Annotated in this window: 15 protein-coding genes; 11 read left to right on the top strand and 4 right to left on the bottom strand. The window is 61.8% G+C overall.

Translation table 11 applies throughout. The features are described 5' to 3' along the window. Nucleotides 1-18 precede the first annotated feature (18 nt). Together ggt and IP81_RS05885 are read right to left on the bottom strand one after the other, a co-directional pair. Nucleotides 19-1,770 carry a gamma-glutamyltransferase gene (gene ggt / locus IP81_RS05890; protein WP_054107049.1) on the bottom strand — a complete coding sequence of 584 codons (1,752 nt, stop codon included), beginning with the start codon at nucleotides 1,768-1,770 and terminating at the stop codon, nucleotides 19-21. Nucleotides 1,771-1,780: 10 nt separating this feature from the next. Next, the gene (locus IP81_RS05885; RefSeq protein ID WP_054107048.1) at nucleotides 1,781-2,830 is read right to left on the bottom strand and encodes a quinone-dependent dihydroorotate dehydrogenase; all 1,050 of its coding nucleotides are present in this window, start codon (nucleotides 2,828-2,830) and stop codon (nucleotides 1,781-1,783) included. Nucleotides 2,831-3,380: 550 nt separating this feature from the next. Here IP81_RS05885 and IP81_RS05880 point away from each other — a divergent pair. From IP81_RS05880 to IP81_RS05845, 8 genes are all read left to right on the top strand, one after another. Then, nucleotides 3,381-3,821 (top strand): SUF system Fe-S cluster assembly regulator, encoded by a 441-nt coding sequence (locus IP81_RS05880; RefSeq protein ID WP_054107047.1) that lies wholly within the window; start codon nucleotides 3,381-3,383, stop codon nucleotides 3,819-3,821. Next, entirely contained in the window at nucleotides 3,818-5,299 is a 1,482-nt protein-coding gene (gene sufB / locus IP81_RS05875; protein WP_054107046.1) for a Fe-S cluster assembly protein SufB, read from the top strand. Before IP81_RS05880 ends, sufB begins: the two co-directional genes overlap by 4 nt. Then, the gene (locus IP81_RS05870) at nucleotides 5,296-5,784 is read left to right on the top strand and encodes a DUF559 domain-containing protein (RefSeq protein WP_054107045.1); all 489 of its coding nucleotides are present in this window, start codon (nucleotides 5,296-5,298) and stop codon (nucleotides 5,782-5,784) included. The genes sufB and IP81_RS05870 overlap by 4 nt, the downstream gene beginning before the upstream one ends. Nucleotides 5,785-5,796: 12 nt before the next feature. Beyond that, nucleotides 5,797-6,540: a Fe-S cluster assembly ATPase SufC gene (gene sufC, locus IP81_RS05865; RefSeq protein WP_054107044.1), complete on the top strand. Its 744-nt coding sequence runs from the start codon at nucleotides 5,797-5,799 to the stop codon at nucleotides 6,538-6,540. Next, on the top strand, nucleotides 6,537-7,274 hold the full coding sequence (locus IP81_RS05860; RefSeq protein WP_054107043.1) for a SufD family Fe-S cluster assembly protein: 738 nt from the start codon (nucleotides 6,537-6,539) through the stop codon (nucleotides 7,272-7,274). Before sufC ends, IP81_RS05860 begins: the two co-directional genes overlap by 4 nt. Then, on the top strand, nucleotides 7,271-8,482 hold the full coding sequence (locus IP81_RS05855; protein WP_054107042.1) for a cysteine desulfurase: 1,212 nt from the start codon (nucleotides 7,271-7,273) through the stop codon (nucleotides 8,480-8,482). The genes IP81_RS05860 and IP81_RS05855 overlap by 4 nt, the downstream gene beginning before the upstream one ends. Continuing rightward, entirely contained in the window at nucleotides 8,479-8,967 is a 489-nt protein-coding gene (locus IP81_RS05850; protein WP_054107041.1) for an SUF system Fe-S cluster assembly protein, read from the top strand. The genes IP81_RS05855 and IP81_RS05850 overlap by 4 nt, the downstream gene beginning before the upstream one ends. A gap of 144 nt (nucleotides 8,968-9,111) precedes the next feature. Next, nucleotides 9,112-9,474, top strand: a complete 363-nt coding sequence (locus IP81_RS05845) for an iron-sulfur cluster assembly accessory protein (RefSeq protein WP_054107040.1) — start codon at nucleotides 9,112-9,114, stop codon at nucleotides 9,472-9,474. Here the strand turns inward: IP81_RS05845 and IP81_RS05840 are convergent. Both IP81_RS05840 and thrS read right to left on the bottom strand, forming a co-directional pair. Beyond that, nucleotides 9,471-10,412, bottom strand: a complete 942-nt coding sequence (locus IP81_RS05840) for a hypothetical protein (RefSeq protein ID WP_054107039.1) — start codon at nucleotides 10,410-10,412, stop codon at nucleotides 9,471-9,473. The genes IP81_RS05845 and IP81_RS05840 overlap by 4 nt on opposite strands. A gap of 358 nt (nucleotides 10,413-10,770) precedes the next feature. Further along, a complete protein-coding gene (thrS, locus tag IP81_RS05835; RefSeq protein ID WP_054107038.1) occupies nucleotides 10,771-12,762 on the bottom strand; it encodes a threonine--tRNA ligase in 1,992 nt (663 codons plus the stop codon). Nucleotides 12,763-12,903: 141 nt separating this feature from the next. Here thrS and IP81_RS05830 point away from each other — a divergent pair, with 141 nt between their 5' ends. The 3 genes from IP81_RS05830 to IP81_RS05820 are packed head-to-tail and all read left to right on the top strand — an operon-like array spanning nucleotide 12,904 to nucleotide 15,565. Beyond that, nucleotides 12,904-13,647 (top strand): alpha/beta fold hydrolase, encoded by a 744-nt coding sequence (locus tag IP81_RS05830; protein WP_054107037.1) that lies wholly within the window; start codon nucleotides 12,904-12,906, stop codon nucleotides 13,645-13,647. Between the two features lie 11 nt (nucleotides 13,648-13,658). Further along, nucleotides 13,659-14,576, top strand: a complete 918-nt coding sequence (locus IP81_RS05825; protein ID WP_197274534.1) for a tetratricopeptide repeat protein — start codon at nucleotides 13,659-13,661, stop codon at nucleotides 14,574-14,576. Next, a complete protein-coding gene (locus IP81_RS05820) occupies nucleotides 14,573-15,565 on the top strand; it encodes an LLM class flavin-dependent oxidoreductase (protein WP_054107035.1) in 993 nt (330 codons plus the stop codon). The genes IP81_RS05825 and IP81_RS05820 overlap by 4 nt, the downstream gene beginning before the upstream one ends. The last annotated feature ends 259 nt before the right edge of the window (nucleotides 15,566-15,824 follow it).

Below are 15,824 nucleotides of genomic sequence, written 5' to 3'. Positions count from 1 at the left end.
TTTCATTACGGCAACTGTTCAAGGAGCCACAGCAGCGCCTTCGCTGCGTGGATCGGCGGCCCCGCGCCACACGCCGTCCAGATGTTCGATGGCATTGGCTTTGAAAGAGGGGCTGCGGGCCGTGATCTTGGCATGACCCAAGGCCTGAAGCGCCGGGATCATCGCCTCCAGTGCCGTGCCCTTTTCCACAAACACCGTTTCACCGCCCGGTGCAAAGACCGTGGGCAGGGCAATGGCATCACGCGCCGAAAGGTTCCAGTCGAGCACGCCGATAATCGCTTTGGCCACTTGCGCCGGAATAGTCGTGCCGCCCGCTGCACCCACCGCCAGCCGCAGCTTTCCATCGGGGCCATAGACCAGCGTCGGGGCCATCGAACTGCGCGGGCGTTTGCCCCCTTCCACGCGGTTGGCGGTGGGTTTGCCATTCTTGTCGGGTATGATGTTGAAATCGGTCAGCTCATTGTTGAGGTAATAGCCGCCCACCATCAGGCCCGATCCGAAGGGGCCTTCGACGGTCGAGGTATAGCTGGTCGAATTGCCCCAGCGGTCCACTGTGACAAAGTGCGTGGTGCCATGCTCTTCCTGACGGGTGGGCTGCGCAAAGGCCAGCGTCGCTCCGGGCGGAGTGCCGGGCAGTGCTGTGGGCATCGTCGCGCTTGGCGAGATTAGCGCCGAACGTGCTGCAAGGTAGGCCGGATCAACCAATCCTTTGACCGGAACCGCCACGAAATCGGAGTCGGCAGCATATTGTTCACGGTCGGCATAGGCGAGGCGCTGGGATTCGGCGATCAGATGCCAGGCTTCGGGGCTCGCCGGACCGAGCGCCTTCATGTCAAAGCGTTCAAGCTGCTTGAGAATGGCGTAAACCGTGGTCGCCCCCGATGATGGCGGACCCATGCCGCAGATGCGGTACTGGCGGTATTGCCCGCATACAGCCGGACGCTCTACCGCCTTATAAGCGGCAAGGTCTGCCGTGGTCATCGGCGCAGGATTGCGGGCTGCGGTACCCACTTTGGCGGCGATCAGGGTGGCGTTGTCGCCTTTGTAGAAACTGTCCGCCCCGCGCGCGGCAATCGTTTCAAACGTGGCGGCCAAGGCGGGATTGCGCACCAGTGTGCCCACCGGCAGCGGTTGGCCATCCGCGCCATAGAACAGCGCGCGGGCATCAGGATCCAGCGCGCCTGTGCGGATCGCATTGGTCAGCGAGGCATGCATGCGCGGGGTGATCTGATAGCCCTCCCGCGCCAGCCTGATCGCTGGTTGGAACAGGGTGCGCCATGCCAGCTTGCCATGCTTGTTGTGCGCCAGTGCCGCCAGCCGCACATTGCCCGGCACGCCCACACTGCGCCCGCCGGGAATAGCCTCGCCATAAGACAGCGGCTTGCCATCGACAAAGAACCATTGCGGCGTGGCGGCTTTTGGTGCGGTTTCCCGCCCGTCGATTGTCTCGACCTTGCCGCTGGCATCGCCCAGCACCAGAAAGCCGCCCCCGCCAATGCCAGAGCTTTGTGGTTCGACCACGGTCAGCGCCAGCATCGTGGCGATAGAGGCGTCCACCGCGCTGCCGCCAAGCCGGAGCATTTGCGCCCCCGCTTCTGCTGCACGCGGATCGGCGGCGGAAACGAGACCCGCGCTATCGTCGCGTACGCCATCCCGGGCAGCGGCAAGCGGCGTACGGGCCGGGACAGCAGCGCTTGGCGGCGGCACACAAGCGCCCGCCGAAAGAGCTGCAACGAGTGGGAGAAAGCGAAGCGCGCGAATGATTATCATGCAGTCCAAGCTATTCGCTGCCGACCGCCTCTGCAATGGACGATAGGCCCGCCTCGCGCACCTTTGTTTCAAGCCCTTTGACAAGGCGGCTGGCAAGGCCCGGCCCTTCATAGACCAGCGCGCTATAAAGCTGGATAAGGCTCGCACCGGCGCGGATGCGGTCCCACGCATCGTCCACCGTCGAAATGCCGCCCACGCCCACCAGCGGGATCGCCCCGCCGCTGGCCTTGCGGAAATCGCGCAAGCGTTGCAGCGCCAGTTCGCGCAAAGGTTCACCCGAAAGCCCGCCTGCCTCGCCCGCATGGGCCGAACGCAGCGCCGGACGCGTGACCGTGGTGTTCGAAATAATCAGCGCCGCCAGCTTCTTTTCCAATGCGATGCGGCAAATGCTGTCAATATCGGCAGGTTCAAGATCGGGCGCGAGCTTGAGAAACACCGGCACATGCGTGTGGCCGCGTGCTTCCAATACGCCATCGAGCAAGGCCGATAGCGCGCCTTCATCCTGCAAAGCGCGCAGCCCCGGCGTGTTGGGCGACGAGATATTGACTGTAAGATAAGATGCCAGCGGGGCCATGATCCGGGTCATCTGCGCATAATCGGCAATGCGATCGGGCGATTCCTTGTTGGCCCCGATATTGACGCCAACAACGCCGGGAAGCCCGTGCGCGCCCGTTTCACGCCGCCGCATCAACCGGTTTGTAACCGCCTGTGCGCCTTCGTTGTTGAACCCCATGCGGTTGATCACCGCGCGGTCTTCTACCAGCCGGAACAGGCGTGGCTGGGGATTGCCTTCCTGCGGCAGCGGGGTGACCGTGCCCACCTCGACCGAGCCGAAACCCAAACCCAGCATCGCATCGGGCACTTGTGCATTCTTGTCAAAGCCGGGCGCCATGCCGACCGGGTTTGGAAAAACAATGCCGCCGATCCGTTGCGCCAGCGTCGCTGTTGGCGCTGCGTGGGTTCCGCTTTGCATCAAACGTAACGCTTCGATGGTGAGCCGATGGGCAGGTTCTGCCGGGATGCGGAAAAGCAATGGGCGCAAAAAGGAATAAGGCGTCACAGGGATCGGTCCAGATAAGCATCAGTCAACAAACGACGGAAACGAGTTGGCCCCCGGCGCAAAGTTCTGTGGCTCATTGCGCCCGCTTATAACAATGGCCAAGTCCCAACTTCGCGAAAATGACAGCAATCGTCATCGAATTATTGTTTTATGTTGCCGTGATGCAACCGATTTTGTCGAATTCATACAATTCATCATCGACCGGACTGCGTAGCTAGGGGACGCGACCCGAAGGGCTCGGTGCACTTATGTGCTGAGTTCTCGACTTTAGGGCGGCCGAGCACCTTTAAAGATCTCGGCCGCCTTTTTTTGCGCAATTCAGGTGCGTTGCAAACCCCGTGTTTTCGGGCCGTCTGCCTCCTGCCGAAACTTAAACATCTTTCACGTTATCTTCATGCGTCCAGGCTGCGTACCTGTCCATTGGGCCGTTCTCGATCCTGTCGGCATTTCGGGCAAATGCACGGCACCTTGTATCTTGCGAATCACGCGCCTAGATAACCGGAGTGATTCGGTCTGATTTACTTTCAGGCCGCCCGGGACCAGCCAGACGATGCGCCTTTCCAGTATGGCCGATTATGCCGTCGTAACGATGAGCGCCGCTGCACGCCATTGCGGGCATGCGCGTGTTTCGGCCCAGCAACTGGCCGATGAAACCGGCTTGCCCGCGCCCACGGTGCAAAAACTGGTCAGCAAACTATCAGCGGCAGGCCTGCTCAAATCGGTGCGCGGCGCAGGTGGCGGGCTAAAATTGGCACGCCCTGCCGCCGCGATCACGCTTGCCGATATTGTCGAGGCGGTCGAAGGCCCTATTGCGCTGACGCCGTGCAGCGAACATGGCCGCCATGATTGCACGCTGGAAGCCGCCTGCTCAATCCGTCCGCACTGGCCCGCCGTTGATGCAGCATTGCGCGGCGCGCTGGCCGGAATTTCGCTCACCCAATTGTCCCGTCCTGCCGCGTTTGCGGCCCCGGTGGCGGAGGTTATGGCATGACAGACGACGTATACATCAAAGATCAGGCAGCCCACGATGCCGCCGCCAAAGTGGCCGATTACGAACACGGCTGGTCGTCTGATATCGAACAGGAATACGGCCCCAAAGGCCTGTCCGAAGATACCGTCCGCTATATCTCGGCCAAAAAGGACGAGCCGGAGTGGATGCTCGAATGGCGGCTTAAGGCCTATCGCCATTGGTTGACGATGCCCACGCCCGATTGGGCCAAGCTGAACGTGCCGCCGATTGATTATCAGGACGCCTATTATTGGGCCGCGCCCAAAACCAAGCCTAAGCTTGGCAGCCTTGATGAGGTCGATCCCGAAATCCTGCGCATTTACGAAAAGCTGGGCATTCCGCTGGCCGAGCAGGAAGTGCTTGCGGGCGTTGAAGGCGCACGCCGCGTTGCGGTGGATGCGGTGTTTGATTCTGTTTCGGTCGCGACCACCTTCCGCAAGGAGCTGGAATCGGCTGGCGTCATCTTCCGCTCGATCTCCGAAGCGATCCGCGAATATCCTGAGCATGTGAAGAAGTGGCTCGGCAAAGTCGTGCCGATGCATGACAATTACTTTGCGGCCTTGAACTGCGCGGTCTTTTCCGATGGCACCTTCGTTTACATTCCCGAAGGTGTGCGCTGCCCGATGGAGCTTTCCACCTATTTCCGCATCAATGCCGAAAACACCGGACAGTTCGAACGCACGCTGATCGTGGCCGACAAGGGCTCTTACGTCTCGTACCTCGAAGGCTGCACCGCGCCGATGCGCGATGAAAACCAGCTTCACGCCGCCGTGGTCGAATTGGTCGCGATGGACGATGCTGAGATCAAGTATTCCACCGTGCAGAACTGGTATCCCGGCAATGCCGAGGGTCTTGGCGGCATCTACAACTTCGTCACCAAGCGCGCGCTGTGCCAGGGCAAGCGCTCAAAGGTTTCGTGGACGCAGGTCGAAACCGGAAGCGCCATCACGTGGAAGTATCCATCGTGCGTGCTGAACGGTGATGATTCGGTGGGCGAGTTCTACTCGGTCGCCGTCACTAACAATTACCAGCAGGCCGATACCGGTACCAAGATGATCCACAACGGCAAGCGCACCCGCTCAACCATCGTGTCCAAGGGCATCAGCGCGGGCAAGTCGAATAACACCTATCGCGGCCTCGTCCGCGTGGCGCCGGGTGCCGATGGCGTGCGCAACTTCACCCAGTGCGACAGCCTGCTGCTGGGCGCTGATTGCGGCGCGCACACCGTGCCCTACATCGAAGTGCGCAACCCCACCGCCACGATCGAACACGAAGCCACAACGTCGAAGATCAGCGACGATCAACTCTACTACGCCATGCAGCGCGGCCTCGATCAGGAAAGCGCCGTCGCGCTGATCGTCAACGGCTTCGCGCGCGAAGTGCTCAAGCAATTGCCGATGGAATTCGCGGTCGAGGCACAAAAGCTGCTCGGCATAAGCCTTGAAGGATCAGTCGGTTGAAAAAAACCCTTACCCTGCGCCCCGCCAGTGAACGCGAAGATGCGCCCAAGCTTCAGCGCAAGGGGCGCGGCTGGAACATTGCGGAATCGCGGCTTGATGCGATCCACGAACTGGCGCGCGAACGCAAACGCAACCCGAGCGCTGCCCAAGTGGCGCTGGCTGATGAACTGGCGAAGGAAGACCTGGGCCAGTACAAGCCCAAAAGCTTCACCGTCATCGGCTCGGCCATCGCCAACTTCGCCTGCCTGCCGCTGAAGCTGGTCGTTCTGATCGATGAAGGCGATGTGCCCGCCGAAATCGAACACCGCCGCGACAAGAGCCTGACCGAAGTCGGCATCAAAGTGGTGCGCTACACCGCCGAGGAAGTGCTGGCCGATCCCGAAGGCATCTCGCGCGACACGGTTGCCGCGATGAAAGCCCGCTACGAAGAACTCCGCGCCAATTCGCGCCCTGCCAACCGCTCCTACGGTGCGCCCCGGCGCTAAGCGAGAAAACCCATGCTCAAAATCGAAAACCTTTCCGCCATTGTTGCTGACAAGCCGATCCTCAAGGGCCTGTCGCTCACCATCAATCCTGGCGAAATCCATGCGATCATGGGGCCGAACGGTGCGGGCAAATCGACGCTGGGCTATACGCTGGGCGGACGGCCCGGCTATGACGTGACCGGCGGCAGCGTCAGCTTTGCAGGCGAAGACCTGTTCGCGCTGGAACCGCATGAGCGTGCGGCGGCGGGCCTGTTCCTTGGCTTCCAGTATCCGGTCGAGATTCCCGGCGTTTCCTTTGTGCAGTTCCTGCGTGAAGCTGCCAATGCCCAGCGCAAGGTGCGCGGGGAAGCACCACTTTCGGGTGGCGAATTCCTCAAGCTGGCCAAGGAAAAGGCAGGCCTCTTGCGCATGGAGATGGACATGCTCAAGCGTCCGGTAAACGTCGGCTTTTCGGGCGGCGAAAAGAAGCGCGCCGAGATGGTGCAAATGGGCATCCTCGATCCCAAGCTGGCGATCCTCGATGAAACCGATTCGGGCCTCGATATCGATGCGCTGCGCATCTGCGGTGAAGGCATCAATGCGATCATGCGCAAGCCCGATAAAGCCGTGCTGCTGATCACGCACTACCAGCGCCTGCTCGATTACGTGAAGCCCGATTTCGTCCACGTGCTGGCCGGTGGCCGCATCGTGCGCACCGGCGGCCCCGAACTGGCGCTCGAACTCGAAGAGCAAGGCTACGAGGCGGTGGCAGCGTGAGCGATACGCTGACCCTTCCTACCCGCCGCGACGAGGCCTTCCGCTATGCGGATCTCGCTGCGCTGGAACCGCTGTGGCCGCTGGCGACACAGGAAATCCGTGTGGCCGCTGGCGAAGCAGGCGCACTCGCGCTGGTCCTTGATGGCACCAATGCCGATGCGCGTGATCTTTCGATCGTGCTGGAAGACGGCGCTTCATTCGATCTGCGCTTGCTTAATGCAGGCTCTGCCTATGGCCGGATCGCGGTGTCTGTGACGCTGGGTAAAGCCGCCAAGTTCCACCTTGGCGCGGCGCAAATCGCGGGCGGCGATCAGACCGCCGAGATCGTGACGCAAGTCACCCATGCCGAGCCTGATGCGCTATCCACGCAGATCGTGCGTTCGGTGCTGGCGGGCCACGCCACCGGCACCTACCTTGGCAAAGTGGCTGTCGCGCGCGGCGCGATTGGCACCGATGGCTCGCAATCGATCCGCGCCATGCTGCTTGATCGCACTGCCACCGCCAATGCGCGGCCCGAACTTGAAATCTATGCCGATGATGTGAAGTGCGCACATGGCTGCGCCGTGGGTGAACTTGATCCGCAAAGCCTGTTCTACCTTGCCCAGCGCGGCCTTCCGCCAGCGCAGGCCAAGAAGCTGATGTTGCAGGCATTTATCGCCGAAGCCTTTGTCGGCGCTGCCGATGAAGAGACGCTGACGCAAGCCGCGCTCGATGCGCTGGAGGCGATCTTGTGACCACCGCAACGCTCACCCGCGATGCAATCTGGCCCGGCCTCGTCAACCCGGACGGCAGCCGCTGGCACTATCTCGATACCGCCGCCACCGCGCAAAAGCCGCAAGTGGTGATTGATGCGATGGTGCGTGCACTGGGCAGCGATTACGCCACGGTCCATCGCGGCGTCTATGCGCGTTCGGCTGATATGACGCTGGCCTTTGAAGCTGCACGCCGCAAGGTTGCCGCGCTGATCGGTGCCAATGAAGGCGAACTGGTGTTCACGCGCGGCGCAACCGAGGCGATCAACCTCGTCGCGCAGACATGGGGCGTGGCCAATCTCAAGGCCGGTGACCGCATCCTGCTCTCGCAGCTTGAGCATCATTCCAACATCGTGCCCTGGCAATTGCTGCGCGACCGGACCGGCGTGGAAATCGACGTCTGCCCGATCACCGAAGACGGCCAGATCGACCTTGCCGCCGCCGAACGGATGCTAACGACTGCGCACAAGCTGGTTTCGTTCGCGCATGTTTCCAACGTGCTCGGCTCAGTGCTTCACGTGGAACATGCGGTGAAGCTGGCGCGCAATGTCGGCGCGAAGATCCTGCTCGATGGCTGCCAATCGGTCGCACGCATTGCGGTGGATGTTCACGCGATTGATGCCGATTTCTATGTGTTCTCGGGCCACAAACTCTATGGTCCCACCGGCATCGGCGCGCTTTGGGCCAAGCCCGAAATCCTCGATGCCATGCCGCCATGGCAGGGCGGAGGCGCGATGATTGATCGCGTGACGTTTGAAAAGACGACATATGCGCCCGCGCCCCAGCGGTTTGAAGCGGGAACGCCCGCAATTGTCGAGGCTATCGGTTTTGGCACGGCGGCGGATTACGTCACTGGTGTCGGGCTCGATGTGATCCATGCCCATGAAACCGCGATGGTCGCCAAGGCGCGCGAAGCCCTGCAAGCGATGAACTCGATCCGCCTGTTCGGGCCTGAGGAAAGCGCCGGGATCGTCAGCTTTGCGATGGAGGGCGTACACCCCCATGATCTGGGCACGATCCTTGATGAAGCAGGCGTGGCCATCCGCGCAGGCCATCATTGCGCGCAGCCACTGATGGATCACCTTGGCGTTCCCGCCACGGCCCGCGCCAGTTTTGGCATTTACAGCGATGAAAGTGATATCGCCGCACTGGTGCGCGGTATCGAAAGGACCAAGAGGATTTTCGGATGAGCGTTGAGGATCCCAAATTCGCCGTCGAGGAAGTTGAAGCGGTAAGCATGCCGCGCCGCGCACGCGTTGATGACATTCCCGAACCGGCAGAAACGCCCGCTGAAAAGCTGGAGCGCAAACGCGATTACCTCGAAGGCTTCCTTGCGGCCACGCCTGAAGGCGTCAGCCCGAGCGAACCCGGCGGTGACATCTACGAAGGCGTGATCAGCGCGCTGAAAGAGATTTTCGATCCCGAAATCCCGGTCAACATCTACGATCTCGGCCTGATCTATGGCGTGGAAGTCGATGACGAAGCGCATGTGATCGTCAACATGACGCTGACCACGCCGCATTGCCCGGTGGCCGAATCGATGCCCGCTGAAGTGGAACTGCGCGTCTGCGCGGTCCCCGGCGTGCGTGATGCAGAAGTCAATCTGGTGTGGGACCCCGCGTGGGACCCGCAAAAGATGAGTGATGATGCCAAGCTTGAGCTTGGGATGTTATGAGTTTCCCCCCTCCCGGCCTGAATCGGATTTTGGCGGGAGGGATTGGGGGTGGGCAGAGGCCACGCGCATCCCTATGTTAAGAAGGCCCACCCCCGTCCCCTCCCGCCAAAATTCGTTTTTGCTTGGGAGGGGGGAGATAGTGCGATGACCGAAGTGACGACCAAAGTCCGCCAGCGCCCCGCCGCTGTGATCCTGACGCCATCTGCGCAAGCGCGGATTGCGCATCTGATGGAAACCGCGCCCGAAGGCGCAATTGGCGTAAAGCTGTCCACCCCGCGCCGGGGCTGTTCGGGCCTTGCTTACTCGGTGGACTATGTCACCGAAGCAAACCCGATGGATGAGCGGATCGAGACGCCCGGCGGGCTGTTTTTCATCGACGGCGGATCTGTGCTCTACCTGATCGGCAGCACGATGGAGTGGCAGGAGGACGATTTCACCGCTGGATTCGTGTTCCAGAACCCCAACGCCAAGGGCAGTTGCGGCTGCGGTGAAAGCTTTACCGTCTAGTCTTCGTCAAGAAACCGCAGCAGCGCTTCTTCCAGCGCATCAACCTGATTGTCGGCATCGATCCGCGCGCTCAGCCACAAGCTTTCGACATCCGTAACCGCGTGTTCACGCGCAGCCTCTGCGGCAAAATCCCGTTCGGGCTGGCGGCGGCCAAAACCTATTGCGCGAACGGCTTGAGTAAATCCGCTGGCATTGGTCGTGGCCATCCGCCCGAAGAACCGGCCAAGGTTGCTCGTGCGATCATTCATGAACGCTTCCAGCTCGCCCGCGCGCTCGCGCGTCAGACCCTTGGCCCCTTGCCAGCCTTGCAGATAATTGCCCACGCCCTGGACGAACAGACGCTCCCATTCGGGCGCATTGGCCGCGCCCAGTGTCGCGTCTTTCAGGCGAAACAGCAATTCGGCCTCGCGCTGGCTGACAGCGGCGGGGCGGTCACTGCCCGAAGCAAAGATCGCGCGACGTATCAGCGCGCATTCCATCGCATTGATACAGCCCGGATCAAGGTGGCCGCCCGCGCGCGTTGGCCCTGCGCCGGTCAAAACGGCCTGTTCCAGCATTTCCAGCGCGAAAACGCGCAGACTTTCAGGCGTTGACTGCGCTTTGCCCAGCACGCTGACCACCAGTTCCAGTTCGGTCAGGCTGCACACTTTTGAATCGTGCTCGATCCGCTCGATCAACCAGCGCGCGTTCTCTTCCGAAACATAGCCCCTGGGCTCTGTCGTATTGACGATGAATTCCACCAGCGCTTCAACGAAGAAGTCGCTCCATTCCAGCGTCGGCGCGGTAATCTGGTCGTTGAGGATGAAGATCGCCTCGGCTTCTTCGGGATCAATCTTGCCATCGGGCCACGCCGCACGGCGCAGGGCCAGAATTTCATCGGCGGAAATGGCACTGTCTTCAGCGGCTTGCGCAGCGATAGCGCGGAAATGCAGGGTCATCGGTTCGGGTCCCTCGGGCGTGCTTGTCAGAGCGACATAGGGGAAACCGCTTAATTAGCCGTTATCGTGGGCGATCCTCCGACAAGCTCAGGATGAGCGGGCTTCGACATACTCAGCATGGGCGGGGTTGGCGCTTCAGGTTTCACGCAGAGACGCAGAGAAGAAGACGAGACGCAAAGAGGTCGGGTTTGACGGTGGGGCCGATTTTCAAAGCAGACAAGGCCATATTGTGCATGGCCGGATTTTCCGGACGGCCTCGCGTCCAGCCCCCTCCTCCGCGCCTCCACTTCTTCTCTGCGCCTCTGCGCGAAACCTCTTCATTCACGGCTCAGGGACCATCCACGCGACCGCAGCAGCCTCAGCGCAAATCAGGCGCAGTCGCCTCGCTCACCAGCATCGCGATGGCCTCGTCCAGCGGCATGACCTTCTGGTGCTGTTCGCCCAAGATGCGGATCGCCACGGTGCCTTCTTCGGCCTCGCGCTTGCCCACCACCAGCAGATAGGGGACTTTCGCCACCGAATGCTCGCGCACCTTGTAATTGATCTTCTCGTTGCGCAGATCGCTTTCGGCGCGGATGCCCGCAGCCTTCAGTTTGGCCAGCGCTTCGGTGGCGTAATCGTCGGATTCCGAAACGATGGTCGCCACCACGGCTTGCACCGGCGCCAACCACACCGGCAGGCGGCCCGCAAAATGCTCGATCAGAATGCCGATGAAGCGTTCGTATGATCCGAAGATCGCGCGGTGCAGCATGACCGGGCGGTGCTTGTCGCCATCTTCGGCCACATAGCTGGCATCAAGCCGTTCGGGCAGGACGCGGTCAGACTGGATCGTGCCAACCTGCCAGGTGCGGCCAATCGCGTCGGTCAGGTGCCATTCCAGCTTGGGCGCATAAAACGCGCCTTCGCCGGGCAATTCTTCCCAGCCGTACTGTTCGGTGGCAAGGCCTGCGCGGACCACGGCGGCGCGCAGCTCGCTTTCGGCCATGTCCCACATCTCTTCGGTGCCGAAACGCTTTTCAGGGCGCAGCGCCAGCTTGATCGAATAGGTAAAGCCGAAGTGTTTATAGACGCGGTCGGCCAGTTCGCAGAACGCCTGCACTTCATCCACGATCTGGTCTTCGCGGCAAAAGATATGCGCATCGTCTTGCGTAAACTGGCGCACGCGCATCAGCCCGTGCAGCGCGCCGTGCGGCTCGTTGCGGTGGCAGCAGCCGTTTTCATAAAGGCGCAGCGGCAGATCACGGTACGATTTCAGGCCCTGCCGGAAGATCAGAACGTGCGCCGGGCAGTTCATCGGCTTGAGCGCCATCCAGTCGGCCTCGCCCGAAATCACCGGGCCTTCATCATCCACGTTCGGCACTTCGTCGGGGATGACGAACATGTTTTCGCGGTATTTGCCCCAGTGGCCCGATTGCTCCCACTGGCGCGCGTCCATCACTTGCGGGGTCTTGACCTCGCGATAGCCCGCGCCATCAATCGCGCGGCGCATATAGGCCTCCAGCTCGCGCCAGATCATGTAACCCTTGGGATGCCAGAACACGCTGCCGTGAGCTTCGGCTTGAAGATGGAACAAGTCCATCTCGTTGCCCAGCTTGCGGTGATCGCGCTTGGCGGCTTCTTCCAGCCGCGTCATGTGTGCATCAAGCTGCTTCTTGTTCAGCCAGCCGGTGCCATAAATGCGGCTCAGCATCGCGTTGTTCTGGTCACCGCGCCAATAGGCCCCCGAAACGCGCGTTAGTTTGAACGCGGTTGGGTCCAGCTTGCCGGTGGATGGCAAATGCGGCCCACGGCACATATCCAGCCAATCATCACCCGACCAATAGACCGTCAGCGGCTCATCGCCCGGAAGCTCGGCGGCCCATTCGGCCTTGAAGCTCTCGCCCTGCCGCTTCCACCGGCTGATAAGCTGTTCGCGGCTCCATTCTTCACGGCGCAGCGGCTTGTTCGCGCCGATGATCTTGCGCATCTGCGCCTCGATGGCGGGCAGGTCCTCATCGGTGAACGGGCGCTCGGCCGGCGCGAAATCGTAATAGAAGCCATCGTCGGTGCTCGGGCCAAAGGTGATCTGCGTGCCCGGAAACAGCGCCTGCACCGCTTCGGCAAGGATGTGCGCAAAGTCATGGCGGGCAAGATCGAGCGCGTCGGCCTCGTCCTTGGCGGTCACCAGCGCCAATTGCGCATCGGCGGTAAAGGGGCGCGAAAGATCGACCAGTTCGCCATCCACCCGCGCCGCCAGCGCCGCTTTGGCAAGGCCGGGGCCGATGGCGGCGGCGATATCCGCAGGCGTGCTGCCGCGCGCTACCTCGCGCACGGAACCATCTGGTAGGGTGATTTTCAGCAACTCGGACATCGGGTTCTCTCAAGCCTTAAAGCGTTGACCCGCGCTTTGGCACAGGAGCGCCGCCGCCGCAATTCCTGCCCTGCCGATCACTTTGCCATGCGGCTTCATGACGGGCTTGCCCACGGCAAAAGGGAGGGCCATGATTGTGCGATGACCGATCTTTCCCGCTTCACCCTGCCATCGGGCCAACAGATGGCCTATCGCTTTTTGGCCGGACGCCTTCCCGCCATCGTGTTCCTGCCCGGCTACATGTCGGACATGAGCGGGAGCAAGGCGCAGGCAGTGCTGCAATGGGCGCAGGAACGGGGTCGCGCCTGCCTGTTGCTTGATTATACCGGTTGCGGGCAAAGCGATGGAGATTTCGCCGATGGCAGCTTGTCGCGCTGGCGTGATGAGGTGCTGGCGCTGGTCGATCACCTCGGACTGGGCGCTGTCCTGGTCATCGGATCGAGCATGGGTGGCTGGCTGATGCTGCTGCTGGCCGAAGCGTTGGGCGACCGGACAAAGGCGCTGGTCGGCATCGCGCCCGCGCCCGATTTCACCGAATGGGGCTATTCGCAAAGCCACCGGATCGCGCTGGCGGCGGGGCAGACGATCTTCGAGGACAATCCTTACGGGCCCGAGCCCACCCCCACGCACGCGCTGTTCTGGTCCGATGGCGAACGCAGCAAGCGGCTCAAAACCGGCGTGGCGTTTGATGGCCCCGTCCGGTTGCTGCACGGGCAGAACGATGCCGATGTGCCGTGGGACATATCGCTGCGGTTGGCCTCGGCTTTGCGTTCATCCGATGTGCAGGTGCATCTGATCAAGGACGGCGATCACCGGCTTTCGCGGGATAGCGATATCGCTTTGCTGTTGCGCGAGCTTGCCAATCTTGAAGCCGATGCGCCTTGAAGGATAAAGCGATGATCGATTTGCCCGCGCCGACGTTCTCTGTCGAATTGGCGCAAGAGGCGCACCTGATGCAGGTCGGGCCAAACCAGTCGCGCGGCGGACAGCTCTCGCCGCTCCCCATCCCGCGTCGTCGCCCGCCAGCAGAGGTTGAGCCACAGCCTGAGATGATAAAGCCCGATAGTCCCAAACCGGACCGGCTCGCCACCTGCATCGCCAAAGCCGCGCGTGATCCGCAAGCCGCTTTGGCCGATGCGCGAAACTGGGTAAGCGAAGGCCGCGATGATGGGCAGAATGTACGGGCGAACCAGTGCCTCGGCCTGATCCTGTCCAATGCAGGCGATTTCGATGGCGCGCTGGCGGCTTTTGCCCAAGGCGTGGCGGGTGTTCCCAAACAGCAGGAAGTGGCCGCCGTTCCGCTCATGGCGATGGCGGGCAACGCGGCCTTGGCAGGCGGAAAGCCAGACGTCGCGCTCGGTTGGTTTGACCGCGCCGTGGCGGTGAAGGATTACGCCGATAACGCCGCGCTTGGCGCAATCCAGGCGGACCGGTCGCGCGCCCTTGTCGCCCTGGGGCGCTTGGCCGAAGCAGGCGGCGCGCTCGACGAGGTCCACCGTCTTGCGCCTGAAGACGCCGAGGGTTGGCTGCTTTCGGCCACATTGGCCCGGCGCAATGGCGATCTGCCGCGCGCCCAGCGCGATATTGAAATCGCCGTGCAATATGCCCCGCGCGATCCCGGAATCGGCCTTGAAGCAGGCGTGATCGCGGTTCTCGATGGCCGCGATGAGGCCGCGCGCAAATCGTGGGCATCCGTTCTGGCCGCCGATCCCGATGGCGAGGCCGGAAAGGTTGCAAAGGGCTACCTTGAACAGTTAGGGTCTGTGCCTACATCGGTAACGCCCCTCGCTACAGAAAAGCCTGCAACCCCATGAAGTTATCCGTCCTCGATCTGGTCAGCGTGGTTGAGGGCGGAACGGTCCGCCAGGCGCTCGATAATGCCGCCGCCGCCGCCAAAGTCGCGGAAGACTGCGGCTACCAGCGCTATTGGGTGGCCGAACATCACGGCCTGGAGGGTATTGCCAGCGCGGCGGTCTCGGTGGCGCTCGCCCATATCGGGCAGGCCACATCCACCATCCGCATCGGGTCGGGCGGGATCATGCTGCCCAATCACAACCCGCTGGTGATCGCGGAACAGTTTGGCACGCTGGATGCGCTGTTTCCGGGGCGGATCGACCTTGGCCTTGGCCGCGCGCCGGGGGCGGATCAACGCATCGTGCGCGCCTTGCGCAAGGATACCAACCGTGCGGCAGAGGATTTCCCCGCCGATGTGGTCGAATTGCAAGCCCAGTTCGCAGGCGATCCGCGCGTTCCTTTACAGGCCACACCGGGCAAAGGCGCCAAACCGCAAATCTGGATTCTGGGTTCCAGCCTGTTCGGCGCGCAATTGGCGGCGATGCTCGGCCTGCCCTATGCCTTCGCCTCGCACTTCGCGCCCGATCATCTCGATGCCGCGCTGAAGCTTTACCGCGAACGCTTCGAACCGTCCGACACTTTGCCTGCGCCCTATTGCGCCGCCGCGATCAACATTGTTGCCGCCGATACTGACGAGGAAGCAGAACTGCTCGCCTCGTCGATGGATCAGGCCTTCGTGGCCTTGCGCACGGGCAATCCCGGCAAGCTCAAACCACCGGTTCCCGGTTACCGCGATTCCCTGCCGCCCCAGGCCCTGGCCATGCTCGCCCATGTCCGGCAAGTCAGCGCCACCGGCAGCGTTGCCACCGTGCGCAAAGGCCTTGCCGCCTTTGCCGAACGCACCGGCGTCGATGAAGTGGTCGTTGCCGCATCGATCTTTGATCAAGCCGCGCGTCGGCGTTCGCTGCAATTGACGATGGAAGCCGCCCACGGGCTGGTTCCTGCCTGACTCGAACTTCGTCTGCTTCACCTCCTCGCCATAACGGAATGTTTTGCGCAACGGGCATAATCCCCAAAGCGATCCCGTTTTGGCCACCAAAATTCACAATTCCGAGATGGTTCGGCACATATAGTCGGCCAAGGCATTGCCAACCGCAAAGTTAACCGGCCCGCGTCAATGAACCGGACTTGCCCGCTTGCAATGGCTGGATTAACTTCAGCATAATTGATACAAAACCGAGTCACATAATTACAAAAGGGGGAAATAT

This window comes from Novosphingobium sp. AAP83, assembly GCF_001295795.1.
GTDB lineage: Bacteria > Pseudomonadota > Alphaproteobacteria > Sphingomonadales > Sphingomonadaceae > Novosphingobium.
The sequence above is the reverse complement of the archived record's forward strand: the minus strand, read 5'-3'. Positions and strand labels throughout refer to the sequence as shown.